We start from the raw sequence: 26,728 nt of genomic DNA, 5'->3' as shown, positions 1-26,728 counted from the left end.
GCCGGCGGCGCCGGCGGTAAAGGCGGCACCGGCGGGGCCGGCGGCGCAGCCGGAACCGGCGGCACCGGCGCCGGCGGGACCGCGGCCTCGGGTGTTCAGGGCGCCGGCGGCACCGGCGGACAAGGCGGGCTGGGCGGCACCGGCGCGACCGGGGTCACCGCGGGCACCACGACCGCCGGACAAAGCGGGCTCACCGGTGGGGTCGGCGGCGCCGGCGGCACCGGCGGCACCGGCGGGGCCGGCGGCACCGGGTCGGTCACCGGGGCGTCCGGGGCCGGCGGGGTCGGCGGCCAGGGCGGTCAGGGCGGGGTCGGCGGCACCGGCGGCACCGGGGTCACAGCCACCACCCTCGGTAATGCCGGCGGCGCCGGCGGTAAAGGCGGCACCGGCGGGGCCGGCGGCGCAGCCGGAACCGGCGGCACCGGCGCCGGCGGCACCGCCGCCTCCGGCACCGGCGGTACCGGAGGCACCGGTGGGACCGGCGGACAAGGCGGCACCGGGGCAAGCGCTGCCGGCACCGGTACGGGCGGCGCGGGCGGCACCGGCGGCGCGGGCGGCGGTGGCGGTGCCGGGGGCAGTGCCGGCACCGGCGGCTTTAATGGTGCTGGCGGCACGGCTGGCAGTGGTGGAACGGGCGGCCAGGGCGGCACGGGCGGGGCGAACACTAGTTCCAGCGGCGTGGGCGGCGCCGGCGGTGTGGGTGGCGCGGGCGGCACCGGTGGCACCGGCGGCAACGCGGGCACAGGCGCCGGCGCAGCCGGCAAGGCCGGCGCTGCCGGAACTGGCGGGCAGGGCGGTACCGGCGGCGTCGGAGGCCAACTGGGTGTCGGCGGTGTCGGAACAGGCGCGGGCGGCATTGGCGGAGCAGGCGGCGCGGGTGGCGCCGGGGGCGTCAACGGCACAGGCACCCCCACCGGTGCGGCGGGTGCAGGTGGCGCAGGTGGGCTCGGTGGCACCGGCGGCTTGGGCTACGGCTTCGGACTGACGGGAGGCGCGGGCGGCGCAGGCGGCGCCGGTGGCATCGGAGGGGCTAACACGACCAGTGGAGGCATCGCAGGTGCGGGTGGCGCAGGCGGCACCGGCGGGGCCGGAGCTTCCGGTGCCGGACCCGGCGGCACCGCCACCGGCGGCGGCGCCGGAGCTGGTGGCACCGGCGGCGCCACCGGTGACGCCATTAGTCAGACCCATGTTGTCGCCCGAGGCACCGGTGGCACCGGCGGGCAAGGCGGCAGTGGCGCGGCATCCGGCGGCGCCGGTGGGACGGGCGGAGCCGCCGGCCTGGGCGGTACCGGAGCGACCAGCGGCGACGGCGGCAACGGGGGTGCTGGCGGTCGGGGCGGCACCGGCGGCATCGCCGACTCAGCCGGAGATATCGGCGGCACCGGCGGCGTAGGTGGGGCCGGCGGCGCTGCTGGTAAAGCCGGCGTCGGCGCCGGCGGCGCCGCGGGAACCGGCGGAACCGGCGGAACCGGTGGCGCGGGTGGCGCGGGCGGCACCGGTGCGGACGGTGCGGCGAACAATCCTGGATCTGCCGGCGGCGCGGGCGGCGCGGGCGGCGCAGGCGGCACAGGCGGCATGGGTATTACCGGCGGCGCGGCCGGTGGCGGCGGTGACGGGGGCGCCGGCGGCGCGGCTGGAGCGGGTGGCGACGCCGGTGGCGGCAGCACTGGCACTGGTAAAGCAGGCGGCGCCGGAGGCATTGGCGGAGCTGGTGGGAAGGCGGGTGCCGCCGGTGCGACGGGCGGCGGTGCCACAGGTGCCGCAGGCACCGGAGGCGTCGGCGGAACGGGCGGAGCAGGCGGGGCGGGCAGCACCGGCGCCGCCGGACCCGCCAACACTGTCGGCTTCGCTGGCGGCGCGGGCGGCACCGGAGGTGCAGGTGGAGCCGGCGGCGCTGGCCTTACTGGTGGCGCAGCCGGCGCAGGTGGTGACGGAGGTGCTGGCGGCGCAGCAGGTGCCGGCGGCACAGGCGGCAGTAGCACTGGTATCGGCAGAGCGGGCGGCACTGGAGGTGCCGGTGGGGCGGGCGGCCAAGCTGGAGCCTCCGGAGCGGCCGGCGGTGGCGCCACCGCCGCGGGAGGCACCGGAGGCATTGGCGGAACCGGCGGGGCCGGCGGCGCGGGCAGCGCCGGCGCGGTTGGCGGAACCGGCAATCCCGGCTTTGCCGGCGGGGCTGGCGGCACCGGCGGTGCCGGCGGCGCCGGCGGCACCGGCGTCACGGGCGGTATCGGCGGCGGAGGCGGCGACGGCGGCACCGGTGGGGCGGCCGGTGCGGGCGGCACAGGTGGCACCACAGCTGGCAGCGGCCCAGCCGGCGGCGCCGGAGGCACTGGCGGAGCGGGCGGTAGCGCAGGTGTTGGCGGTTCCTCCGGCGGTGGGTCGACAGGCGCGGCCGGCACCGGCGGCACGGGCGGGACCGGTGGCACTGGCGGAGCAGGCCGCACTGGCGCCGTCGGTGGGTCCAACAGCCAAGGATCCTCCGGCGGTGCTGGCGGCGCCGGAGGTACGGGGGGCGCTGGAGGCACCGGCGCTGCTGGGGGTGCGGCTGGATCAGGCGGGGACGGAGGTGCTGGCGGTGCGGCCGGGGCTGGCGGCAGCGGTGGCCCTGCCAGCAGTAACAGCCCGGGCACCACCGGCGGCCAAGGAGGCATCGGCGGAACGGGCGGCGCCGCAGGCGCCGCGGGCCTCACCGGCGGTGGCGCCACTGGCGCCGCTGGTACCGGCGGTGTCGGAGGCGCCGGTGGAGCGGGCGGCACCGGTGCAACCGGTGGTGCGGGCGGCTTCAACAGTCCCGGTACCACGGGAGGTGCCGGCGGCACTGGCGGTGCGGGCGGCACTGGCGGCTCAGGCGGTACCGGCGGCACTGCGGGCACCGGCGGGGACGGGGGCGCAGGCGGCGCGGCCGGCGCGGGCGGCACGGCCGGCACCAGCGGCGGCGTAGGCACGACTGGCGGCGCGGGCGGCACCGGCGGAGCCGGTGGGGCTGCCGGTGCGGGCGGCGCCGCCAACGGCAGCGCTGGTGGAACCGGAGCAGCGGGCACCGGCGGCACCGGCGGCGCGGGTGGTGCCGGCAGCGTCGGCGGCACCGGAAACACCGGAAACGCCGGCAGCGGCAGCACCGCGGGGCAAGGATTTGCCGGCGGGACCGGAGGCAAGGGCGGGGCCGGCGGGATTGGCGGCGCAGGAGGCACCGGAGGCGCTGCTGGCGCCGGCGGGGCCGCCGGCAGTGGTGGAGCAGGGGGCGCCGGAGGCGTCGGAGGTTCAAGCACCGCCGGCGGCGGCCGCATCGGTGGCACCGGCGGGACGGGCGGTACTGGCGGCGAAGGCGGTATCGGTGGCGCCGCCGGTGCCACCGGGGGCGGCGTGGGCGCCACCGGCGGTGACGGCGGTGATGGCGGCACGGGCGGTACCGGTGGCAAGGGCGGAGCCGGTCAAGGGGGCAAGAGCGGTGGCGCCGGCGGCACCGGCGGCGGCGGCGGCATCGGCGGCATCGGCGGCACCGGAAGCGGCGGCAGCGGCAACAACGGCACTATCGGCACCGGTGGCATCGGTGGCAGCGCCCCTGTCGGTGCCGTCGGCGGCAATGGAGGCAACGGCGGCACCGGCGGGACCGGCGGCACCGGCGGCCCCGCTTGAATTACGGACAGGTGCACTGTTTTGACGGCCAGACAGCGCTGAAAGGTTCATCGGGTCAAGAGCAAGACGAGCTACAACTGCCCGTTCAACTGAGTTACTCCGATTTCCCATCCGCCGCACGCTTGGCGGATAAAATTTGCCGGTGCCCGACCCGGTGACCGAGCGCCCGGCGATCTGTCTGAACATGATCGTGCGTAACGAAGCGCACATCGTGCACGAGGTACTGGAAGCTGCAGCCCGCTACATCAGCTATTGGGTAGTGGTGGACACCGGGTCGGAGGACGGGACCCAGGACCTGATCCGTGACCATATGGCCAATCTGGGAATTCCCGGCGAACTGCACGAGCGGCCGTGGCTCAACTTCGGCCACAACCGCACCGAGGCACTCAACCTCGCTCAAGGTCACGGCGACTACATCTGGGTGATCGACGCCGACGACACCGTGGTCGGCAACCTTGATCTCACGGAGCTGGGCGCCGCCGATATCTACTGGCTCCGCCATGGAGGTGGCGACGACATCTACTGGCGTCCGCAGTTGTTCCGCGACGGGTTCCCGGTGCGCTATGAGGGCGTCGTGCACGAGCACGCCGCGTGGGACTACGGCTCCTGCGTCGATGTGCGCATCGAGGGCGACTACCACATCGCATCTCGTCGACTTGGTGCCCGCAATCTGGATCCGCAGAAGTATGCGCGCGACCGCGACATCCTGCTCGCCGAGGTCGAGCGCGATCCCGACAATCCGCGGTCCGTGTTCTACCTGGCCCAAAGTTATTTCGACTTAGGCGATTTTGCCAACGCGCGCACTTGGTATGCGCGGCGGGCGGAGATGGGCGATTGGGACGAAGAGATGTACTTCGCGCTGTGTCGGGTCGCGGAGTCGATGGTCCCACTCGGTGAGCCGTGGCCCGATGTCCAGGACGCGTATCTGCGGGCGTGGGAATTCCGTCCGACCCGCGCCGAACCGTTGTATTCCATTGCGCGGCACTACCGGGAGGCGCAGCGCTATCAACTCGGCTACCAGTTTGCGCGAGCCGCCGCCGAGATCCCGTTCCCGGAAGCCGATCGGCTGTTTGTCCGCGCAGACATCTACGCGTGGCGCGCGGCGGACGAGCAGGGGGTGTGCGCCTCGTGGATCGGTAGACAGCCCGAGGCGTTCACGCTGTTCCGACGGATGCTGGCTCTACCCGAGTTGTCCGACGATGACCGGCAACGCTGTGCGGGCAATCGCGACGTGTGTGTAGCCACAATGATCGAGGCCATGTCTGTCTTCCCCGCCGAACAGGTAGAGACCTTAACGCGTCCACTCGCGGATTCTGGCCAATCCGACGTCACTGTCAGTCTGATCGCCGGCCCCGAACTAGAGCCCACCGAACAAACCCTGAACTCGTTCCTGCACTGCTGCACCGACTTCAACCGGATTGATCGCTTCGTGCTTCTCGACACCGGTCTGTCCATCGCCGATCGCGCTCAACTCCGCAATAACTACCCATTCTTGGAATTCATCGACGCCCACTCCGATGACAGGCTCGGAGCCCACCTCGCCCAAATCCGCGCCCGCATTGACGAACGGTTCTGGCTGCACCTGTCCCAGGGCTGGCGGTTCTTCGCCCCCGACACCCTCCTCACCCGCCTAATCGCGGTCCTCGATGCCGAACCGGACGTGTTCCAAGTCGCGGTAAATTTCACCGACGCAACCAATCTCGTCAGTGCCTGCGCACCTGAACACGTTGTCCGCCGCACCCCCGACGCCGGCCGATATTTGTTGACCAACACCACCGCACAAGGCCCGGCGATGTTCGACATCAATCGTCTCGACCGCCTCGGTGACTTCTCCGACACCGACCCTGACCCTCTTATTCACTTCAGCCACCGGGCAACCGCAGTAGGACTACACGCTGCCACCCTCGATGAAGTCCTCTCCATTTCAGGCGAAGACAGTTTCCAGAACCGGCCCTGGGCAACTTCGGCCGCGGATATCGTCAACGAGCTTCTGGCCCTTGGTCGTGGCCGTTACTTCGCCGAACTCAACACTGACGCCCCCGGCCCCATTTTGGTAGCCGTAGCAGCGGGTTCAAAGATCTCCGAAACATACGAACTTGGAAAAGAATTCTTGGTCTCAGATCGCCCAGAAGGTGGTTACGACGTGATCTTCGTCGATCTCCGCCGCGAGCCGAGACATCACGTCGAAGTAATCGAGCGCTGTTTGCGCAAGCTGTCATTCGACGGCGCCCTCGTCGTCGACGGCAGCTGCCCGCCTGGGGACTGGCGCCAACGTGTCGTAGAGGAACCCGGGGCAGGCACAGAACCGACTAGCGAAGTCCGGCAAGCGGTTATCGAATTCCGTCTCCTGCACCCGCAGTGCGAAGTGATTACCGTCGAAGCTGGCTGGGGCTGCACGGTAATCCGACCCAGTTATCAAGCCCCCAAGCAGTCAGATCCCGAATCCGTGCTTCCATTGAGCGGAACCGCGTACGAGCGGGAGCGAAAACTGCTCAATCTGGTTGACTTCGCTACGTTTCGCCGTCATATCGAAGCTGACGCGCTGGAAGCGCACGTCTGAATTGGCCGTGTGACTCGGTGAGCGAGCACCCTGCGATCTGCCTGAACATGATCGTGCGTAACGAGACGCACATCGTGCGCGAAGTGCTCGACGCCGCCGCCCCCCATATCGCCTACTGGGTGGTCATAGATACGGGATCCGACGACGGCACCCAAGATGTCATTCGAAACCACATGGCCTCGTTGAACATTCCCGGCGAACTGTACGAGCGGCCATGGCGCAACTTCGGCCACAACCGCACCGAGGCCCTGGCCCTCGCTCAGGGTCACGGCGACTACATCTGGGTGATCGACGCCGACGACACCGTCGTCGGCGGACTGGACCTCACCCACCTGACAGCTGATGTCTACCTGCTTCGCTGCAAAGACCAGAACGGCGACAGCTATTGGCAGCCATGGTTATTCCGCGATGGGGTGCGTGTGGAATGGGTAGGGGTCACCCACGAGTACGCTGTGTGGGATTACGACTCCTGCGACGCTGCGCGCTTGGGCGGCGAGTATCACATCGACATACGTAACATCGGGGCCCGCAACGTGGCCGGACAGAAGCTGCCGAACGACCGTGATCTCTTGTTGGCCGAGGTCGAAAGGAATCCGGAGGATTCACGGTCAGTGTTCTACCTGGCCGCAACGTATTACGCCATGAGCGATTTCGACAACGCGCGTAAGTGGTATGCGCGGCGGGCACAGATGGGCGGTTGGGATGAAGAGGTCTACTTTGCGCTGTGGCGGGTCGCACAGTCGATGGCCCGACTCAGGGAACCGTGGCCAGCAATTCAAGATGCATACCTGCGGACATGGGAGTTCCGCCCCACCCGCGCTGAACCTCTGTATGCCGTAGGTCGTCATTATCGCGAAGACCATCGATACCGCCTTGGCTACCTGTTTGCCCAGCGTGCCGTGGAAATCCCCTTTCCTGAACAGGATGCGATAGCAGTCGCCGCCGACGTCTATACCTGGCGTGCAAAAGACGAGCAGGCGGTATGCGCCTCCTGGATCGGAAAACAGCCAGAGGCGTTCACGCTGTGTCGACAGCTGATTGAACAACCCGACGTTCCCGACCACGAGCGACAACGCATTACCGGGAACCGGGACGTGTGTGTGCCAACGATGATCGAGGCGGCGTCGCACTACCCCGAGGCCAAAGTGCAGACCTTGCTCGCCAAACCACAAGGCGAAGTCATGGTCAGCCTGATCGCCGGACCCCACCGCCATACCACTGAACTAACACTCAATTCGTTTCTGCACTGTTGCAACGACCTGCCCCAAGCGAGCGGGTTTGTAGCCTTTGACACCGGCCTGTCTGACCAAGACCGCATCGAACTCCAAGAGCGCTATGGATTCCTGGAATTCATCGACATCCACCCGCACGCTGAGCTCAACGACCTTCGCGCCCATATCCTCGGACGGTTCTGGCTGCACCTGGCCGAAGGCTGGCGGTTCTTCGCTCCCGACAGCCTTCTCACCCGCCTCGCGGCCGTGCTCGAGGCTGAACCCGACGTATTCCAGGTCGGCGTCAACTTGAACGACGCGACCAAACTCACCGGCGCCTGCGCACCCGAACACGAAGTCCGCCGCACCTTCAACGCTGGGCGCTACCTCGTCACCGACACCATGGCGCACGGCCCGGCCATGTTTGACACCACCCGCCTCGACCGTGCACCACGCACTGCCACCCTCGACGAAGTGCTGTGCATTTCAACCTGACTTATACGGCTTTAGCGAGAATCTCCATGCAACAGCGGTAACGCTCACTGTTGAAATAACGGATTGGCCGGAATCCGGACTTCTCTAAAACGGCATACAAACGTTCACGTCCGAAGTTGTGATAGTGCTCGATCTCGTACCAGTAGGGATTCAGATCAGCAGCGTTCCAGTAATCCCACAAGGGCGCACTGGCATTCGGCATCGAGACGAGCAGAGTTCCGTCATCCCCGATGAGCTCACGAGCCAACCGCAACGAGTCCAGCGGAAACGGCTGGTGCTCAACGACATCGGCCATGCTGATGACCGTCGGCTTGGACGCGAACCCGACGCTCGAAATCGCCGACTGCAACGTGCCGTGATGTGCGGGCACCCCGAATGCTTGAATGTCCTCGACATTCTTTTTCCGCAAGTCGATGCCAAACACATCGAAACCGAATTCCTTCGCCGTCATAAGCAGCGATCCATTGCCGAATCCCACATCGACCCAGAGGTCGCTGCTGGGCAATCCCGTCACATCGACGACGTGGTTCACCATCCGCGCGGAGATACTCCGGTGCAATTCGATATCAACCCCGACGATTTGCTGATCATCGGTATTCACGAACAGTATTTCCAGTGCCGCGTCGGTGAAGTAACCCTCCGTAAAGGAGTGATCACAATCGGCGCATCGCATCCAGCGCATGAAGGGCTCTAACGGTTCTCGCCATCTCGCGTGCCCAGTGACGTTCGTCGTGCGGGATAGGCTGATATCGGCCGACTGGCAGATCGGACAGGCCGTGTACCTGATTCGCTCGTTTTCCATCCGACCCCGCCCTCACTACAACAGCACACCAATCGTAAGTGATTTGCTAATTTGGCGAGTCGAATCAGGGATCAAGCGGACACGTGCGCAGCATGCACGTCGTCGGCCGGCCGTGCCTCGGTCTGCTCCTTCGCCCAGCGGTAGTCCGGCTTTCCGGCCGGTGAACGCTTCACCTCGTCGACGAACCAAAGGCTGCGCGGCACTTTGTATCCCGCGATTTCCGATCGCACGAAGCTGTCCAGCTCTGCCAGCGAGGGCCGTACCCCTTCGCGGGCTTGCACGACGGCGGCCACATGCTGGCCGTAGCGAGGATCGGGCACACCGACCACCAGCGCGTCGAACACGTCGGGATGGCCCTTCAACGCCGCCTCAACCTCTTCGGGGTAGATCTTCTCCCCGCCGCTGTTGATCGATACCGAGCCGCGACCGAGCATGGTGACTGTCCCGTCCTCCTCGACCAGCGCATAGTCACCCGGAATCGCGTAGCGCACACCGTTGATCGTTTTGAAGGTCTCGGCCGTCTTCTTCTCGTCCTTGTAGTAGCCGACGGGGATGTTGCCCTTCTTGGCGATGAACCCGCGCACTCCCGAACCGGGCTTCACCTCATTTCCGTCCTCGTCGAGCACGACGGTGCGGTGGTCGATGGTCACCCGCGGACCACCACTGTGCGGGGCGTCCTTGGCGACGATGCTGGTACCACCGAAGCCGGTCTCCGACGAGCCGATCGAGTCGGTGATTACTCGATTCGGCAGCAGCTCAAGGAGTTTCTCCTTGATGCTCGGCGAGAACAGCGCGGCAGTCGAAGCCAACAAGAAGAGCGACGACAGGTCGTATTCGTTGCCGGCATCCTGATGTGCCAGCAAGGCATCCAGCAGCGGCCGCGCCATGGCGTCACCGGTGAAGAACAGCAGGTTCACTTTGTGCTTGTGAATGGTGCGCCACACCTCGTCGGCATTGAATTCCGGTGCCAGCACCGTAGTTTGGCCGGAGAACAGCGACATCCAGGTCGCTGACTGGGTGGCGCCGTGGATCATCGGCGGGATCGGGTACCGGATCATCGGCGGGTTGGCGGCGGCAGCCTTGGCCAGGTCGTACTCGTCCTTGACGAATTCCCCTGTCGCGAAGTCCGTTCCGCCGAACAGCACCCGGTAGATGTCTTCGTGGCGCCACATGACGCCCTTCGGGAAGCCTGTGGTCCCGCCCGTGTAGAGCAGATAAATCGCATCGGCGCTGCGCTCGCCGAAGTCGCGCTCGGGCGAGCTGTCGGCGATCGCGGAGTAGAACTCCACTCCCCCGTACCGCTGGAAGTCGCTATCCGACCCGTCCTCGACCACCAGCACCGTCTTGACGTTGGGGGTGTCGGGCAGCACGTTCGCGACGCGGTCGGAGTACTGACGCTCATGCACCAGCGCGACCATGTCCGAATTGTCGAACAGGTAGCGGAGCTCACCCTCCACGTAGCGGAAGTTGACGTTGACCAGGATCGCGCCCGCCTTGATGATGCCCAGCATCGCGATCACGATCTCGATGCGGTTCCGGCAGTAAAGCCCAACCTTGTCGTCCTTCTGCACGCCCTGCTCGAGCAGGTAGTGCGCGAGGCGGTTGGCCTTCTCTTCCAGTTGCGCGTAGGTCAAGTGCTCGTCACCGCAGATGAGGGCTACCCGGTCCGGCACAGCGTCGATGGCGTGCTCGGCGAGGTCAGCAATGTTCAATGCCACGGACACCAAATTAGAACGTGTTACATTTCTTGACAAGCTCACACCCCATGCGGAGGAAGAGGCAACAGCCGTGGCAGAGTCTCCAGCAAACGATTCGGGACCCTCAGAAAAGGACGCGCTGGTCGAGCAGCGCGGCCACACCCTCATCGTGACCATGAACCGCCCACACGCTCGCAACGCTCTGAGCACCGAAATGATGCAGATCATGGTCGAGGCGTGGGACCGCGTCGACAACGACGACGACATCCGGTGCTGCATCCTCACTGGAGCCGGTGGCTACTTTTGTGCCGGCATGGACCTCAAAACGGCGACCAAGAAACCGCCCGGCGACTCCTTCAAGGACGGCAGCTACGACCCGTCGCGCATCGACGCCCTTCTCAAGGGCCGCAGGCTGACCAAACCCCTCATCGCGGCGGTCGAGGGACCGGCGATCGCGGGCGGCACCGAGATCCTGCAGGGCACCGACATCCGCGTCGCGGGCGAGAGCGCCAAGTTCGGCGTCTCGGAGGCCAAGTGGAGCCTGTACCCGATGGGCGGCTCGGCCGTCCGACTGGTGCGGCAGATCCCCTACACGGTCGCCTGCGACGTGCTCCTGACCGGACGGCACATCACCGCCGCCGAGGCCAAGGAGATGGGGCTCATCGGCCACGTCGTCCCGGACGGCCAGGCGCTCACCAAGGCGCTCGAGCTCGCTGAGATCATCGAGAACAACGGGCCGCTCGCGGTCCAGGCAATCCTGCGGACGATCCGCGAGACCGAAGGCATGCACGAGAACGAGGCCTTCAAGATCGACACACAGATCGGTATTCAGGTCTTCCTGTCCGAGGACGCCAAGGAAGGTCCCCGCGCGTTCGCCGAGAAGCGCAAACCTCAGTTCAAAAACCGCTAAACGCAGCCGCCAGGGCCCACGAACCGAACCTGGCTGCGAAATTCAGCACAAAATCTCGCAGCGCCGTTGGTTCGCGGCCAGCGACTACGAGTTGATCGGAGCCGTCGGGGTAAAGACCACCGGCATCGACTCAAGGCCGGACACGAAGTTGGCCGGCCGCAGCGGCAGTGCCGACTCGTCGGCAAGACGCAGGTCGGGCAGGCGCTTCAGAATCCGAGAGGTCATCAGCGACAGTTCCAGCCGCGCCAGTTGATTGCCCATGCAGAAGTGGGTGCCGAACCCAAACGCCAGATGGCTGTTCGGGTTTCGTCGAATGTCGAATTTTTCCGGCTGATCGAACACCGACTCGTCGAAGTTCGCCGATTCGAACAGCAGCATGATCTTCTCGCCCGCATTCAATGCCGTCCCGTGAAACTCCGTGTCCGCGGTCAGCGTCCGGCACATATTCTTGACCGGCGACGTCCAGCGCAGCATCTCTTCGATCGCACCCGGTAACAGCGCGGCATCGCCCACCAGATCCGACCATTGATCGCGGTGCCGTAGCAGCTGCTCGGTGCCCCCACTGAGCGTGTGCCGGGTGGTCTCGTCACCACCGATCAGAATCAGCAGCGTCTCCATGACGATCTCGTCGTCCGACATCCGCTGACCTTCGACCTCGGCGTTGATCAGGATCGAATACAGGTCGTCGGTGGGCTCGGCGCGGCGCTTGCCGATCAGGTCCATGGTGAACGCCGTGTAGGCGGCAAAAGCCTCCATCACCGTCTGAAACTCTGCCGACGTGGGGTCGATGTGCGAACTCAGCCCGCACACCAGATCATCCGACCACTTCAGCAGCATGGCGCGGTCTGACGGCAGCACGCCCAGCATGTCGCCGATCACCGCCATCGGCAGCGGCGCGGCGATGTCACGGACGAAATCGCACTCGCCGCGTTCACACACCGCATCGATCAACGTGTCGCACAACTCCCCGATCGAGGCTTCCTTGTCCTTCACCCGCTTCCGGGTGAAGCCGGAATTGACCAGCTTGCGCCGCACCAGATGCGCGGGGTCGTCCATGTCGATCATGTAGGGCATGCCCGGCTGATCCGGTCGGATACCTCCGGTGCTGGAGAACAACTCGGGGTTGCGCTCGGCGTCCAGAATCGCCTGATACGTTGTCGCGCCGGCCAATCCATTGCGGTCCCGGAACACCGGCTGATTGGCGCGCATCCAGCGGTACGCCTCGCGTGCGGCGACACCGTCGGCGTAGAAATTGCCGTCCGCCAAGTCGATGTTCAGGATCGTCGAAGTCATCTACAGCCTCCAGTTTTCTGCCTCGAGCCCATTACAGTAAGCCTTATGTCTGTCTCGCAACACACCATCGCCGGCACCGTCCTCACCATGCCGGTGGTCATCCGCAAAGCCGACCAGCACTCCGCGATGTTCTCGGTCGACGCCAAAGCGGCGCAGCGCCTGATTGATTACAGCGGTCTGGAAGTCTTCGAGTACCTGCCCGGTCGGGCCATCCTGTTGCAGCTGCTGGTCCGCTACATCGACGGCGACCTGGGCAAGTATCACGAGTACGGCACCGCTTTCATGGTCAACAAGCCCGGCACTCATGCCAGCGGAATCCGGGCGATGGCCAAGGCCGCCACCTTCATCCATCAGCTGCCGGTCGACCAGGAATTCACTTTGGAAGCCGGCCGGACCATCTGGGGCTACCCAAAGATCATGGCGGACTTCAACGTTCGGGAAGGCCGCAAATTCGCCTTCGACGTCAGCGCCGACGGCCGGCTGATCACCGGGATCGAATTCGGCCGCGGGCTGCCGCATCCGGCGCCTGCCCAGCAGTCCCTGACGACGTACTCCCACCTGGACGGAGTCACCCGGGAGATCACCTCGACAATGCAGACGTCGGGCGTGCGGACCCGTCTCGGTGGCGCCCGGATCCGCCTCGGCGACCACCCCTACGCCAAGGAACTGGCGACGCTGGGCCTGCCCAAACGGGCGCTGATGGTCCAGTCCGCGGCCAACGTCGAAATGGTTTTCGGCGACGCACGCGCACTTTGAGACCATCCCCATCGGGCCAATCTAGAACGTGTTCTAGCGGCCCCGCAAGCGTGGCCTCAGGTGAGTGCGGCCAGGTCCCGGACCTGCTCAACGCTGCGAGCACCCACCACCATCATGGTGACTCCTGAAGCCTCCCAGGCCACGATCTGCTTACGCACGTAGTCCAGATCGCCGACGATCATGGCATCGTCGACCAGTTCGTCCGGAATGACCTTCGCGGCTTCGTCCTTGCGGTTCGATCGGAACAGCTTCGTCACGTCGTCGACCACCTCGGAGTAGCCCATCCGGCGGTAGACGTCGGCGTGGAAGTTCGTATCCTCGGCGCCCATGCCACCCATGTACAGGGCCAGGTACGGCTTGACGGCGGCGAACGTTCCGGCCCGGTCGTCGGTCACCACCACCTGCGCCGTCGCGCACACCTCGAAGTCCTCGCGGCTGCGCCGCGCGCCCGGCCGGGCAAACCCCTCGTCCAGCCATTCGTTGTAGGTGTCCGCCATCCGCGGCGAGTAAAAGATGGGCAGCCAGCCATCGCAGATCTCAGCGGCCAGCGCGACATTCTTGGGCCCCTCGGCGCCCAGCATGATCGGGATGTCGGCGCGCAACGGATGCGTGATCGGTTTGAGAGCCTTGCCCAAACCCGTTGTGCCCTCTCCATTCAGCGGCAGCGGGTAGTGCGGTCCAGCGCTGGTCACCGCCTCCTTGCGGGCCCAGACCTGACGAATGATGTCGATGTATTCGCGGGTGCGCGCCAACGGCTTGGGGAAGCGCTGCCCGTACCAACCCTCGACCACCTGAGGGCCGGACACGCCCAGTCCGAGGATGTGCCGGCCGCCGCTGAGGTGATCCAGCGTCAGCGCCGCCATCGCACACGCCGTCGGGGTCCGCGCGGACAACTGCACCACGGAGGTGCCCAACCGCACCCGTTGCGTCGACGATCCCCACCAGGCCAGCGGCGTGTAGGCGTCCGAACCCCACGCCTCGGCGGTGAACACCGCATCGAAGCCGGCCTCTTCGGCCGCGGCGACGAGCTCCGCATGGTTCTCCGGCGGCTTAGCGCCCCAGTACCCGAGTTGCAGTCCGAGCTTCACGATTGTCGCCTCCTTGAAGCGGATGTTGAAACCACTCTTAGAACCTGTTCTACTCGAAGGCGTGACAGCCAGCTCGAGCGGCCCGGCCCTGATCGATCACCCTGAGCCGCCTCTCTCCGCACCGTTAACGTTGTCCTTCGACTACACCCGTTCAGTGGGTCCCACGCTAGGGAAGTTCTTCACTGCACTGCGTGGGCGCCGCGTTCTGGGAGTGCGCGGGTCCGATGGCCGAGTCCACGTGCCGCCGCCGGAATACGACCCGGTCACCTACGAACCGCTGGGCGAGATGGTACCGGTGTCCAGCATCGGCACGGTCGTGTCCTGGACCTGGCAGCCCGAACCGCTCGGCGGCGAACCGCTGGACCGGCCGTTCGCCTGGGCGTTGATCAAGCTCGATGGGGCCGACACGCCCCTGCTGCATGCGGTCGACGCCGGATCGCCGGAGTCGATCAAGACCGGTGACCGGGTGCATGTGCACTGGGCCGACGAGACCGTGGGCGCCATCACCGACATCGCGTATTTCGTGCCTGGCGAGGACGCCGAACCCGAAGGCCAGGAGAGCGACCAAGACCCGGTCTCCATGGTCATCACGCCGGTCTCCCTGACAATCCAGCACACCGCCTCCCACGAAGAGAGCGCCTACCTGCGGGCGATCGCCGAGGGCAGGCTGATCGGTGCGCGGACCGGAGAGAACGGCAAGGTCTATTTCCCGCCGCACGGTGCCGATCCCGCCACCGGCGTGCCCACTACCGAATTCGTCGAGTTGCCGGACAAGGGCACCGTGACGACGTTCGCGATCATCAATATCCCGTTCCAGGGGCAACGCATCAAGCCGCCGTACGTGGCGGCGTATGTGCTGCTCGACGGTGCCGATATCCCGTTCCTGCACTTGGTTGCCGACGTCGACGCGCACGAAGTGCGAATGGGCATGCGCGTCGAGGCGGTATGGCGCCCCCGCGAGGAGTGGGGCTTCGGCATCGACAACATCGAGTACTTCCGGCCGACCGGCGAACCGGACGCCGACTACGACACCTACAAGCACCACCTATAAAGGGCTTACTCACCAATGAGCGAACGCAATGTCGCGGTCGTCGGCTTCGCCCACGCGCCGCATGTCCGCCGTACCGACGGCACCACCAACGGCGTCGAAATGCTGATGCCATGCTTTGCCCAGCTTTACCAAGAGCTGGGCATCACCAAGGCCGACATCGGCTTCTGGTGCTCGGGCTCCTCCGATTACCTTGCCGGGCGAGCCTTTTCCTTCATCTCGGCGATCGACTCGATCGGCGCCGTACCACCGATCAACGAGTCGCACGTCGAGATGGACGCGGCCTGGGCCCTCTACGAGGCTTACATCAAGATCCTCACCGGCGAGGTCGACACCGCGCTGGTGTACGGCTTCGGCAAGTCATCGGCCGGCATCCTGCGCCAGATTCTGTCCCGGCAGACCGACCCGTACACGGTCGCGCCGTTGTGGCCGGATTCGGTATCGCTGGCCGGTTTACAGGCCCGCATCGGCCTGGACTCGGGCAAGTGGACGGCTGAACAGATGGCGCAGGTCGCGCTGGACTCGTTCGCGCATGCCGAACGCAACGACTCCGAGAAGCCCGCCAAGAGCATCGACGAATTGCTCGATCGCCCGTTCTTCAATGACCCGTTACGACGCCACGACATCGCACCGATCACCGACGGCGCCGCCGCCATCGTGCTGGCCGCCGACGGCCGCGCACGTGAACTTCGCGAAAATCCCGCTTGGATAAGCGGAATCGAGCACCGCATCGAAACGCCCGTCATCGGCGCGCGCGACCTCACCGTGTCACCGTCGACCGCAGCGTCGGCGAAGGCCGCCACCGGTGGCGACACCGCGATCGACGTCGCCGAGATTCACGCCCCCTTCACCCACCAGCACTTGATCCTGGCCGAGGCCATCGGACTGTCTGGTTCGACGAAGGTCAATCCTTCCGGTGGCGCGCTGGCCGCCAACCCGATGTTTGTCGCTGGTCTGGAGCGCATCGGATTTGCGGCGCAGCACATCTGGAATGGATCGGCACAGCGGGCGCTGGCGCATGCCACCAGCGGCCCGGCGCTGCAACAGAATCTGGTCGCGGTCCTGGAAGGGAAGAACTGATGGCAGGCGCAGGGGCAAACCTGGCCGCGGTATTGGGCACGGGACAGACCAAGTACGTCGCCAAGCGCAAGGACGTCTCGATGAACGGCCTGGTGCGCGAGGCGATCGACCGGGCGCTCGCGGACTCGGGTTCGACGTTTGACGACATCGACGCCGTCGTGGTGGGCAAGGCGCCGGACTTCTTCGAGGGTGTCATGATGCCGGAGTTGTTCATGGCTGACGCCGTCGGTGCCACGGGCAAGCCACTGATCCGGGTGCACACCGCCGGTTCCGTAGGCGGGTCCACCGGCGTGGTGGCCGCCAGCCTGGTCCAATCCGGCAAGCACCGCCGCGTGCTGGCGATGGCCTGGGAGAAGCAGTCCGAGTCGAATGCCATGTGGGCGTTGTCGATTCCCATTCCGTTCATCAAGCCGGTCGGCGCGGGTGCGGGCGGGTACTTCGCACCGCACGTTCGGTCCTACATCCGGCGGTCCGGCGCGCCCACGCATATCGGCGCGATGGTCGCGGTCAAGGACCGGCTCAACGGTGCCCGTAACCCGTTGGCGCACCTGCACCAGCCCGACATCACCGTCGACAAGGTGATGCAATCCCCCATGCTCTGGGACCCGATCCGCTTCGACGAGACCTGCCCGTCGTCCGACGGTGCCTGCGCGGTGGTGATCGGCAACGAGCAGATCGCCGATGCCCGTCTGGCGGAAGGACATCCGGTGGCCTGGATCCACGCCACCGCGCTGCGCACCGAGCCCCTGCAGTTCTCCGGGCGCGATCAGGTCAGCCCGCAGGCCAGCCGGGACGCGGCCGCCGCGCTGTGGAAGGCCGCCGGCATCACCAGTCCCATCGACGAGATCGACGCCGCCGAGATCTATGTGCCGTTCTCGTGGTTTGAGCCGATGTGGTTGGAAAGCCTCGGATTCGCCCCCGAGGGCGAAGGCTGGAAGCTGACCGAGGCCGGTGAGACCGCAATCGGCGGCCGGCTACCGGTCAACCCGTCCGGCGGGGTGCTGTCGTCGAACCCGATCGGCGCTTCCGGCCTGATTCGCTTCGCCGAGGCCGCAATTCAGGTGATGAACAAGGGTGGCGACCACCAGGTGCCCAACGTGCGCAAGGCGCTTGGACACGCCTACGGCGGGGGCTCGCAGTACTACTCGATGTGGGTGGTCGGACGTGACAAGCCGAGCCAAACCGCATGATGAAATACACCCTCAGCATCGCGTTCAGCCCCGTCGATCAGCTGGTCGAACTGGCCAAGACCGCCGAGGAAGTCGGGTTCGACTCGATCGCCCTGCCGGATTCGATCTTCTACTTCGAAAAGCAGTCCGTCGACTACCCGTACACCGCCGACGGGAAGCGGATGTTCGACGAGAACAGTCCCTGGGTCGATCCGCTGATCCTGGCCGGCACCATGGGCGCAGTCACCTCCAAGCTGCGGTTCTACACCAACGTGATGAAGCTCGGATCCCGAAACCCGTTGCTGCTGGCCCGCCAGGTCGGTTCGGTGGCCAACCTGACCAACAACCGCTTCGGCTTCGGCGTCGGAATCGGCTGGGCACCCGAGGAATTCGAGTGGTGCGGCGTGCCCTACGCGCGCCGCGGCAAGCGTGTCGACGAGATGATCGACGTGATCAAGCTGGTGCTGGCCGGCGGCATGGTCGAATTCCACGGCGAGTTCTACGATTTCGACCGCCTCCAGATGAGCCCCGCCCCTAGCGAGCCGGTACCGTTCTACGTCGGCGGTCACACCGACGTGGCGCTCAAGCGTGCCGTCCGGGTCGGCGACGGGTGGACCAGCGCGATGATGACGCACGCGCAGCTGGATGAAACCATCAGCAAGCTCAAGTCGCTGCTTGCCGAAAACGACCGTGCGGATGACCCGTTCGAGTACCAGGCCGTATGCATGGACAAGTTCGGAGTGGACGGACATCGTGAGCTCGTGCAGATCGGCGTCACCGACTACATCACCATTCCGTGGGTCTTCGATGGGTTGAATTTTGATGCCCCACTGGACAAGAAACAGGACTCACTGAAGCGCTTCGCCGAGACCTACATCCACTCGGGCTGGCAGGACCAGTGAGTCATCCTCACCCGGCCCACGAGGCCGGGCGCCGCTCCCGCGAAGCGGTCGCCGCCCGCGATAAGGACGCCTGGTTGGCGGTGTTCGCCAACGACGCCATCGTCGAAGACCCCATCGGCCCTTCTGCTTTCGACCCCGAGGGCAAAGGACACCGCGGACGCGACGCGATCTCGGCCTTCTGGGACCTGGCCATCGCCCCCACGGACAAGATCGAGTTCGTCTTCCGGGACACCTACCAGTGCGGGAACGAGGAAGCCAACGTCGGGCACATCCTGATCTCCACCGGCGGTTACCAGGTCACCGCCGAGGGCGTCTTCACCTACAAGGCCAACGACGAGGGCCAATTGGTGGCGTTGCGCGCCTACTGGGAGATGGAACGCGCGGCGGCCAGCACCAAGAAGATCGAGCCGTAGCCGCCTTATTCGCTCTCGACCGGCTCCACTCCGGCCAAATGCCGCTGGGCCAGGTCGCGATAGGCCTGCGGATTGACGTTGACCCACATCTCGGCGCCGGTCCCTTCGATCGGGCCCTTCACCTTGGCCGGCGCACCGGTCACGAGCATTCCGGCCGGGATCTGTGTGCCGCCGGTGACCAGCGCGCCCGCCGCCACCATGCAGCGGGCACCGATCACGGCGCCGTCCAGCACGGTGGCGTGATTGGCGATCAGCGCCTCCTTGCCGACGTGTGCACCGTGGATGCAGCACAGGTGCGCCACCGTGGCTCCCGGTCCGATATCGACGGGGATCCCCGGCGGCGCGTGCAACACCGAGCCGTCCTGCACGTTGGCACCTTCCCGGATCACCACCGGTGCGTAGTCGCCGCGCAGGACGGCGTTGTACCAGACCGACGCCCCCGCCTCGACGGTGACGTCGCCGATTAGGGTTGCGGTCGGCGCCACGAAGGCGGTGGGGTCGACTTTTGGTGAACGACCCTCGAAGGAATACAGCGGCATCAATTACATATACCGCAAAGCGCATACGCTGCTGGCTAACACAGCCACACTCGACCGTCGTTGCGGACTCCCGGCACAAAACTGTAACGTGTTCTAATAATCAGCCCGCAATCTGGAGGTGACCAGGGTGAGTACCGACACAAGCGGCGTCGGTGTCCGGGAGATCGACCCCGGCGCCTTGCCGACCAGGTATGCCCGAGGCTGGCACTGCCTGGGCGTCGCACAGGACTTTCGGGACGGCAAGCCGCACTCGGTCAATGCGTTCGGCACCAAGTTGGTGATTTTCGCCGACTCGCACGGCGATCTGAAGGTGCTCGACGGTTACTGCCGGCACATGGGCGGCGACCTGTCAGAAGGCACCATCAAGGGCGACGAGGTCGCTTGCCCGTTCCACGACTGGCGCTGGGGCGGTGACGGCCGCTGCAAGCTGGTGCCGTACGCCAAACGCACACCGAAGACGGCGCGTACCCGCTCGTGGACCACCGACGTACGCAGCGGCCTGCTGTTTGTCTGGCACGACCACGAGGGCAACCCACCCGACCCCGCGGTGCGTATACCGGAGCTCGCCGAAGCCAGCAGCGACGAGTGGACCGACTGGCGGTGGAACAGCATCCTCATCGAGGGATCCAACTGCCGCGACATCATCGACAACGTCACTGACATGGCGCATTTCTTCTACATCCATTTCGGTTTGCCGACGTACTTCAAGAACGTCTTCGAGGGTCACATCGCCTCGCAGTACCTGCACAACGTCGGCCGGCCCGATGTCAACGATCTCGGCACCTCTTACGGTGAGGCGCATCTGGATTCGGAGGCCTCGTACTTCGGGCCGTCGTTCATGATCAACTGGCTGCACAACAAATACGGCGACTACAAGGCCGAGTCGATCCTGATCAACTGCCACTACCCGGTCACCCAGAACTCCTTCGTGCTGCAGTGGGGTGTCATCGTCGAAAAGCCCAAGGGCATGGACGAAAAGATGACCGAAAAGCTGTCCCGCGTGTTCACCGACGGGGTCAGCAAGGGCTTCCTGCAGGACGTCGAGATCTGGAAGCACAAGACCAGGATCGACAACCCGCTCCTGGTCGAGGAGGACGGAGCCGTTTACCAGCTGCGCCGCTGGTATCAGCAGTTCTATGTCGACGTGGCCGACATCCAGCCGGAAATGGTGGAGCGCTTCGAGATCGAGGTGGACACCACCCGGGCGAACGAGTTCTGGAACAAAGAGGTCGCCGAGAATCTCAAGGCCCGCGATGCCGAAGAGCCGCTTTCGGACGAAGTGCCGGCTCAGTAACGCCAGTCACCATGTCTGAGGACCGACCGGACGTTCCCGACGTCGACCGGCTGGCGCGGTCGATGCTGTTGCTGCACGGTGATCACCACGATCACGATGAGCCGCGCACGCAACGCCCGGGTTCCGGAACTTGGTCGAAATCACGGGATTTCAGCAACGATCCGCGGCGTGCGGCCGAGGTCGCCGAGGCCAGCAGAGCAGACCGGGAGCGCTACCTGAGCATCGGCCTGCAACCGGTGGATTGCCGGTTCTGTCACGTCACGGTGACGGTGCGCCGGCTCGGGCCGGGACACACTGCAGTGCAATGGAGTAGCGATGCTTCCCAGCGTTGCGCGCACTTCGCCGAAGTACGGGCCGGCGGCGGCGACCCCGCACGCACCCGCGCCTGTCCGCGGCTGGCCGACAGCATCGAACACGCGGTGGCCGAAGGTGTCCTCGAGCACGACGACACGGACGACTGAGCACGGCCGTCCACCAATCCTGGCGTCAAGCAACGACATTGTCGCTGCAAGGCGGGCGCAGCCTCACATGCCCCTGGGACCTAGGCCCCCACTCACAGCCCGGCGAAGCGCTCCTTGACCGCCTCCGGAGTCAGCCCGTAGTCAGCCAGCGAATACTTGTGCTTAGGAGCCCTGGGTCCGGTCTGGCTCTCCGCGTGGCTGTCTTCCATGGCTTTTCGCGCCTCGTCGGTCAGCGTCAGCCCGAAATGGCGGTACACCTCGGCGACGGTGCCCAGTGGATCGGCGATCAGTTGCTTGTAGTCGACATCGCAGAACTGGGCCGGATTGTATTTGGCCCGAGCGGTATTGAATCGCTCCAGGCCTCGCGACCAGGTTTCCATGGCGTCGGCACCGATCTGGGCTCCGTGGAACGTCGTCGACCACTCTTCGGCCGTGTGCTGAGCCAACGAGCACATGGAGGCCATGATCGTCTCCACCGGCCGGTGGGTCTGAATCACCAGCGCGTCGGGGTAAGTCGCCATCAGCGCGTCCAGCGCGAACAGGTGACTCGGGTTCTTCAGCACCCATCTCTTGTCAGCGTCGTTGAGGCCGATGAGTTGAAGATTGCGGCGGTGCCGTTGGTAGGACGGTGTCCAGTCCTGCTGCGCCAACCATTGGGCGTAGCTGGGGATGTGCGCCAGCGTCTCGTATGACACCGAATGCAGCGACTGCCGCAGCAGCTGCCAGCACTCCTCCAACTCGTAGGCGGCCATGAAATGCAACCCGGTGTAGTCCGGGTTCTTTTCGTGATGCTGGGTGAACTGCGCATCCAGCTGGCGATACCAAGGATTCGAATCCCATGTTTCGCGCGGCGGACGCGGTTGCGGAAACTCGGCCAGCCACAGGTGCAGACCCTGATGCGCCGGGTCGGCCCCCAGCAGCCGGTGCAACGCCGTGGTCCCGGTCCTCGGCAACCCCGTCACGAAGATCGGTTGCTCGATCGGGACTTCGGCATACGCCGGGTATTGCTTCCAGGCGGACTGGGACAGCAGCCGGGCCACCAGCGCACCGCGCAGGAAAAACCGATTCATCTTGCTGCCCAACACCGTCAGGCCGGCCTCGCGCTTGTACGCGTCAAGCAGCACGGCCAGCGCTTCGCGGTAGTTGTCGTCGTCGGGTCCGAAATCGTCCAGCCCGGTCAGCTTGGTCGCCGACGCGTGCAGATCGTCGACAGTGCCGATATCGGTCCGGCCAGCAAGATCGGTCATCAGTTGTGGTACTCCCCGCAATTGACGTCCAGCGTCTGCCCGGTGATACCACTGGACAAATCGCTGGCCATGAACAGGATGGCCGACGCCACCTCATCCTCGGTGGGTAAGCGCTTGAGGTCGGAATTGGCGGCGGTGGCCTGGTAGATTTGTTCGGCGGTGGTGCCGTACTTACCCGCCTGGTGGTTGAAGTAACCCTGCAACGTGTCACCCCAGATATAGCCGGGTGCAACGGAATTGACCCGGATCCCCTGCTCCCCCAGTTCGGTGGCCAACGACTGCGACATCGACAGCAACGCGGACTTGGCCATCTTGTAGGCCCCGTACTTGGCCTGCGAGTGCCGAATCACCATGGAGTTGACGTTGACGACGGAACCTTTCGCCTCGGCCAGCGCCGGAGTGAAGCCCTGGATCAGGCGCAGGGCGCCCAGCGCACTCAACTCGATCGCATCCCGAATGTGCTGGAACGTGGTGCCCGCCAACGGTTTCATCGAGGGAACGCGAAAAGCGTTGTTGATCAGCACATCCGCTTTGCCGTAGGCCTGCTGGGTTGCGTCCACCAGATTCTGAACCTGATCGTCATCGGTGATGTCCGTACGCACCGCCACTGCCTTGCGGCCAAGGTCGACGACCTGCTTGGCCACATCGTCGAGACGGTCCACGCTGCGGGCCGCGAGCACCAGATCGGCGCCCTCGAGCGCACAACGGCGCGCCAGCGTGGTGCCCAGCCCCGGGCCCACACCACTAATCACCACTACCTTGCCGTCGAGCAGATTCGTCATCCCAGCATCCTTGCCGCAATTTGCTGCTGACGCAGCGCAATTCGCGCCCGCCAGTCATCCTCGGAGATCTTGTTGTGCTCGAAATAGGGCAACGCGGCCGGCACGGCGTCGAGGTCCACCAGCTCCACCGTGGGACCGTCCGCCTCGGTGAGCTCCCGCGATACCCGCTGCCAACGGAACTGCAGGTAACCCCGACGATGCGCGAGCGTCTCCACCCAGTTGGTGACGCCGGGGTTCTGGTCACTGACCACAATGCGAACCTTGCCGTCCGGATCCGCTTGTGCCTGAGTGTTGTTCAGCGATGTTTGGTGGTTGATGTAATCCATCGAGATGTACCACATGCTGCCCAGCTGGAAGCCGAGGTAAGGGGCGTCGCTCACCGGCACCGTGATCACCAGGGCCTGATCGGGGCGCAACTCGAAGTGACCGACGGACGAGTACTGGGTCGCCAGCCCGCCCGGCGTGAGTCGGGGCGGCACCATCGTGTTGACCGGGATGTTGAGGTAGAACCACTGCGGGAACTGCAGCCAGGTCTTCACCCGGTTCACCAGCTGCTTCCCCGCTGTCGCGTAACGCTTTTCGATAGCCTGACGAGTCAGCGGGGGCGGCGCGGTGCCTGCGGTGTCCAACCGTTCGATGGTTAATGTGCCCCGCCGGGCACCCCAATCGCCGTACACCTCCCGAATCACCAACTGACCAGGACTGGTCGGTCGCACCCGCCACTCGAAGCTCCCGTCGGGGGCGATGTCGAGTTCGCGGTCGTCGAACGCGGCCTGGCTGGCCGGGACGTTGTCGTCGGTGTATTCCCCGCCGAGCAGCTGAAAGCTCAGATCGGTGGTGGTGCCCCGGACGCCCCTGACCACATAGTCGTGGTCGGGGTGCACCCGGGTGCCGAAGTAGAGGGTGTCGGGGTTGTCCAACCCCATCTTGGTGAACGGCCCCGTGCCGGACTGCAGGAACGGGTGGTCGCGCTCGTAGTCGAACGCCAGATGCATGCACCCGGCGACGCATCCGGCCAGGTATTGCAGGCCTTCGAGGAGGTCGGCTTCGGTCTCGATATGCGGCGCGGCAGCCACCAGTTTCTCGGCTTCCGCGATGGCTTCGGTCAGTACGTCTGAGAAGTGGGGATCGGGCACGGCTTTGACGCTAGAACGTGTTCCTATTTTGAGTCAACCGCGAACATTTTCCCGCGTCGCAGCGATGCTTTTGCACGAAGCCCGATCACCTCATGAGGTGCACTGGTTGGCCAGCGTGACCAGCGCCTGCCGAACGTCCGGGTGCCGGTTGAGGTAGTCAACCAGGTTGGTACCCGAACCCGACGCCTGCGACCGAGCGGTGATCTCCGCCTTCACGTCCGGATGACGGTCCAGATAGCCCTGGACTTGTTCGGACGCCGTCTGACCGAAGGTGGTGTTGCACTGCTGTGGATCCGCGGTTGCCACCGGCATAGCGATCATTGCCGAGACGACGGCGCCCAACAAACCGCCGACCACCAGACCTTTGCTCATGGCCGCTCCTCCTATCCGGGTGCTTGTATTTCGAGGCTACGCGCGCCGCCGCCCGACGCGCGAGGCCTGACGGGGGCGCGCGGGGCCGGACTACGCTCGACTTACATGAGCACTCAAGGTGGAGATTTCGATCCAGCTCGGCGGACGGGTGGATTCCGCCCTCCGCCGCAGACCGGCCGATTTTCGCGCGAAGCGGGACCGCCCGTGCCGGCGCCGGGACCGCCCGACTTCACTCCCGCGCCGCTGCAACGCCAGCGCCCTTCCCGGACGACCGTCGGCGTGATAGCGGCGGTGGTGTTGGCGACGGTGGCGCTGGTGCTTTCATTGATCTCGCTCTTCAGCGAACCCGAGCAACCGCCTGGCCCACCGAAGCCGCCCTCGGTGGCGGACGCGGACAAGGCGCTCTGCCAGGCGATCGGGCCGCTGATGAAGGAGAACGACGACCGCAGCAATGCGTTCCTGGCCACCGGCGAAGCGGGCTCCCCGGAACGTGATGCCGCGCTGCCGAAGTTCGTCACCGACACGCAGGATTGGGCGCGCCGCACCCAGCAGGCACTCGACGGGCATTCGAGCCCACCGCGCTTGTCGACCCGGGCGCTGCAGCGCTACATCGACGACATGCAATTGTTCGTCGCGAGTGTTCGCCCCGGCCCCGGCACGCAATATGACGAGGCCGCCTGGACCGACAGCATCGTGGCCTACGGGGGGACGCTGGCCACCTGCCAACAGCTCGGTATCGGCTGGTGACGTCCCCGGGGCTCAGTAAGGACTGTCAGTAGGGCTGCAGCGGAACCCAAATGCCGTACAACCAGAATCCCCAGCCCTGGTAGTACGGATCCCACACCGGCAGCACGGAATACCCCAGGTAGTTGAGGGTGGGCGCTACCCAGCCCGCCGGTGGCGGCCACGGTCCCCAGCCCCCGTATGGAGCCAAGGCGGCCCTGAGCGGATTACCCCAGCCCAGCGGAGGCGGTGGTGGAGCCCCCCAGCCCCACGGCGCGCGTCCTAGGCCCCACGGTGCCGGACCGCCATGCCACGGCGGCGCTAGCAGGTGCAGACCCGGCCGACGGAAAGCGACGTCCCAGAGCCGATCCCCTACCGGTGCCCACGGCCCGCGGAAATCGCCGCGGAAGTGCCAAGCCGGGCCGCCCCGCCAGCCGGAGCGCCAATTGAGGTTGGCGCCCACCCCGAAGGGTCCGCGCAGGTTGATGCCCAAATCACCGCGTGGGCCCCACCAGCGCCCGAATGGTGGCGCCCCCAGCCCTCGGAAGGGTGCCCGGAAGTTGCCGGCCGCCATGCCGCCCAGGCGGACTCCGCCACGGAAGTCGGCGCGAGGCCCACCCAGTCCGCGGAACGGTCCCCGGAAGTCCACAGCCGGGGCGCCCGTTCCACGGAATGCCCCGCGAACATTGACCCCCGGGCCGCGCAGGCTGCCGTTGACGCCGGCCTTCGGGCCGCCCGCCACACCTAGGCCGCCACGCAACTCGGTCGCCGGAGGCTTGGGACTGCGTCCTTGCGGTCCAGGCCCGCCGTGGCCACCTTGGCCGGGTGAGGTTGCCGGTCCACCGCCGCGACCGCCAGGACCACCGCCGCCGGGACCACCGCCACCGGGACCGTTGCCGCCGCCACCGGCCTGCGGTGCGGGTCCACCACCGTGGCCACCGCCGCCGGGGCCACCACCGCCGGGGCCACCGCCACCGGGGCCACCGCCACCGGGGCCGTGCCCGCCGCCACCAGCCTGAGGCGCGGGACCACCGCCGCCAGGACCACCGCCGCCGTGGCCGCCACCGCCGGGACCACCACCACCGGGACCACCGCCGGTGCCGGGCGCGGGTCC

At 66.2% G+C, this 26,728-nt stretch carries 23 protein-coding genes and 1 pseudogene; 13 read left to right on the top strand and 11 right to left on the bottom strand.

Annotation, left to right across the window (positions count from 1 at the left end; all coding sequences use genetic code 11):
- Positions 1-831: 831 nt before the first annotated feature.
- From A5645_RS29005 to A5645_RS00940, 3 genes and pseudogenes are all read left to right on the top strand, one after another.
- Positions 832-3,636, top strand: a pseudogene (locus tag A5645_RS29005) (hypothetical protein); the annotation flags it as partial.
- Between the two features lie 142 nt (positions 3,637-3,778).
- Positions 3,779-6,196 carry a glycosyltransferase gene (locus tag A5645_RS00945; protein WP_065128174.1) on the top strand — a complete coding sequence of 806 codons (2,418 nt, stop codon included), beginning with the start codon at positions 3,779-3,781 and terminating at the stop codon, positions 6,194-6,196.
- 17 nt (positions 6,197-6,213) lie between these two features.
- Positions 6,214-7,902, top strand: coding sequence for a glycosyltransferase (locus A5645_RS00940; RefSeq protein WP_065128173.1), 1,689 nt, complete (start codon positions 6,214-6,216; stop codon positions 7,900-7,902).
- Position 7,903: 1 nt separating this feature from the next.
- On the opposite strand, the gene A5645_RS00935 is transcribed toward A5645_RS00940, so the two are convergent.
- Together A5645_RS00935 and A5645_RS00930 are read right to left on the bottom strand one after the other, a co-directional pair.
- Positions 7,904-8,584, bottom strand: coding sequence for a class I SAM-dependent methyltransferase (locus A5645_RS00935; RefSeq protein ID WP_065128172.1), 681 nt, complete (start codon positions 8,582-8,584; stop codon positions 7,904-7,906).
- Between the two features lie 191 nt (positions 8,585-8,775).
- Positions 8,776-10,428, bottom strand: a complete 1,653-nt coding sequence (locus tag A5645_RS00930; protein WP_065036608.1) for an acyl-CoA synthetase — start codon at positions 10,426-10,428, stop codon at positions 8,776-8,778.
- Between the two features lie 64 nt (positions 10,429-10,492).
- Between A5645_RS00930 and A5645_RS00925 the strand changes: the two genes are divergently transcribed.
- Complete coding sequence (locus A5645_RS00925; protein WP_036363925.1) at positions 10,493-11,311, top strand: crotonase/enoyl-CoA hydratase family protein; 819 nt, start codon at positions 10,493-10,495, stop codon at positions 11,309-11,311.
- An 84-nt stretch (positions 11,312-11,395) separates the two neighbouring features.
- Here A5645_RS00925 and A5645_RS00920 read toward each other — a convergent pair whose 3' ends face one another.
- Entirely contained in the window at positions 11,396-12,604 is a 1,209-nt protein-coding gene (locus tag A5645_RS00920) for a cytochrome P450 (RefSeq protein WP_065128171.1), read from the bottom strand.
- Between the two features lie 45 nt (positions 12,605-12,649).
- Here A5645_RS00920 and A5645_RS00915 point away from each other — a divergent pair, with 45 nt between their 5' ends.
- Entirely contained in the window at positions 12,650-13,360 is a 711-nt protein-coding gene (locus A5645_RS00915) for an acetoacetate decarboxylase family protein (protein ID WP_065128170.1), read from the top strand.
- A 56-nt stretch (positions 13,361-13,416) separates the two neighbouring features.
- Here the strand turns inward: A5645_RS00915 and A5645_RS00910 are convergent, their stop codons facing one another.
- The gene (locus A5645_RS00910; RefSeq protein WP_065036605.1) at positions 13,417-14,448 is read right to left on the bottom strand and encodes an LLM class F420-dependent oxidoreductase; all 1,032 of its coding nucleotides are present in this window, start codon (positions 14,446-14,448) and stop codon (positions 13,417-13,419) included.
- A 61-nt stretch (positions 14,449-14,509) separates the two neighbouring features.
- Here A5645_RS00910 and A5645_RS00905 point away from each other — a divergent pair, with 61 nt between their 5' ends.
- The 5 genes from A5645_RS00905 to A5645_RS00885 are packed head-to-tail and all read left to right on the top strand — an operon-like array spanning position 14,510 to position 19,060.
- The gene (locus tag A5645_RS00905; RefSeq protein WP_065128169.1) at positions 14,510-15,499 is read left to right on the top strand and encodes a Zn-ribbon domain-containing OB-fold protein; all 990 of its coding nucleotides are present in this window, start codon (positions 14,510-14,512) and stop codon (positions 15,497-15,499) included.
- Positions 15,500-15,514: 15 nt separating this feature from the next.
- Positions 15,515-16,576, top strand: coding sequence for a thiolase family protein (locus A5645_RS00900; protein ID WP_065128168.1), 1,062 nt, complete (start codon positions 15,515-15,517; stop codon positions 16,574-16,576).
- Positions 16,576-17,766: a thiolase family protein gene (locus A5645_RS00895; protein WP_065128167.1), complete on the top strand. Its 1,191-nt coding sequence runs from the start codon at positions 16,576-16,578 to the stop codon at positions 17,764-17,766. The genes A5645_RS00900 and A5645_RS00895 overlap by 1 nt, the downstream gene beginning before the upstream one ends.
- Entirely contained in the window at positions 17,766-18,647 is an 882-nt protein-coding gene (locus tag A5645_RS00890; protein WP_065128166.1) for a TIGR03619 family F420-dependent LLM class oxidoreductase, read from the top strand. Before A5645_RS00895 ends, A5645_RS00890 begins: the two co-directional genes overlap by 1 nt.
- Entirely contained in the window at positions 18,644-19,060 is a 417-nt protein-coding gene (locus A5645_RS00885) for a nuclear transport factor 2 family protein (RefSeq protein WP_065036600.1), read from the top strand. The genes A5645_RS00890 and A5645_RS00885 overlap by 4 nt, the downstream gene beginning before the upstream one ends.
- Positions 19,061-19,065: 5 nt before the next feature.
- Here the strand turns inward: A5645_RS00885 and A5645_RS00880 are convergent, their stop codons facing one another.
- On the bottom strand, positions 19,066-19,599 hold the full coding sequence (locus A5645_RS00880) for a gamma carbonic anhydrase family protein (protein ID WP_065036599.1): 534 nt from the start codon (positions 19,597-19,599) through the stop codon (positions 19,066-19,068).
- A 127-nt stretch (positions 19,600-19,726) separates the two neighbouring features.
- On the opposite strand from A5645_RS00880, the gene A5645_RS00875 reads away from it, so the two are divergent.
- Positions 19,727-20,893 (top strand): 3-ketosteroid-9-alpha-monooxygenase, oxygenase component, encoded by a 1,167-nt coding sequence (locus A5645_RS00875; RefSeq protein ID WP_065036598.1) that lies wholly within the window; start codon positions 19,727-19,729, stop codon positions 20,891-20,893.
- A gap of 11 nt (positions 20,894-20,904) precedes the next feature.
- Positions 20,905-21,354 (top strand): hypothetical protein, encoded by a 450-nt coding sequence (locus tag A5645_RS00870; protein ID WP_065036597.1) that lies wholly within the window; start codon positions 20,905-20,907, stop codon positions 21,352-21,354.
- A gap of 92 nt (positions 21,355-21,446) precedes the next feature.
- On the opposite strand, the gene A5645_RS00865 is transcribed toward A5645_RS00870, so the two are convergent.
- The 4 genes from A5645_RS00865 to A5645_RS00850 form a co-directional block, all read right to left on the bottom strand.
- Positions 21,447-22,601, bottom strand: coding sequence for a sulfotransferase family protein (locus A5645_RS00865; protein ID WP_065128165.1), 1,155 nt, complete (start codon positions 22,599-22,601; stop codon positions 21,447-21,449).
- Positions 22,601-23,383 (bottom strand): SDR family oxidoreductase, encoded by a 783-nt coding sequence (locus A5645_RS00860; protein WP_065128164.1) that lies wholly within the window; start codon positions 23,381-23,383, stop codon positions 22,601-22,603. Before A5645_RS00860 ends, A5645_RS00865 begins: the two co-directional genes overlap by 1 nt.
- Positions 23,380-24,519, bottom strand: coding sequence for a hypothetical protein (locus tag A5645_RS00855; protein WP_065128163.1), 1,140 nt, complete (start codon positions 24,517-24,519; stop codon positions 23,380-23,382). The genes A5645_RS00860 and A5645_RS00855 overlap by 4 nt, the downstream gene beginning before the upstream one ends.
- 90 nt (positions 24,520-24,609) lie before the next feature.
- Complete coding sequence (locus A5645_RS00850) at positions 24,610-24,891, bottom strand: hypothetical protein (protein WP_065036593.1); 282 nt, start codon at positions 24,889-24,891, stop codon at positions 24,610-24,612.
- Positions 24,892-24,996: 105 nt separating this feature from the next.
- Between A5645_RS00850 and A5645_RS28445 the strand changes: the two genes are divergently transcribed.
- Positions 24,997-25,638 carry a hypothetical protein gene (locus A5645_RS28445; protein WP_231123210.1) on the top strand — a complete coding sequence of 214 codons (642 nt, stop codon included), beginning with the start codon at positions 24,997-24,999 and terminating at the stop codon, positions 25,636-25,638.
- A gap of 25 nt (positions 25,639-25,663) precedes the next feature.
- On the opposite strand, the gene A5645_RS27465 is transcribed toward A5645_RS28445, so the two are convergent.
- A complete protein-coding gene (locus A5645_RS27465; RefSeq protein ID WP_155767790.1) occupies positions 25,664-26,356 on the bottom strand; it encodes a hypothetical protein in 693 nt (230 codons plus the stop codon).
- Positions 26,357-26,358: 2 nt separating this feature from the next.
- The coding region (locus A5645_RS29000; protein WP_216638285.1) for a hypothetical protein at positions 26,359-26,728 on the bottom strand (370 nt) is incomplete at its 5' end.

Origin of the sequence: Mycobacterium asiaticum (genome assembly GCF_001673635.1) — a bacterium.
GTDB lineage: Bacteria > Actinomycetota > Actinomycetes > Mycobacteriales > Mycobacteriaceae > Mycobacterium > Mycobacterium asiaticum_C.
Note: the sequence above shows the minus strand (reverse complement) of the source record. Positions and strands in the feature narration are given on the sequence as shown.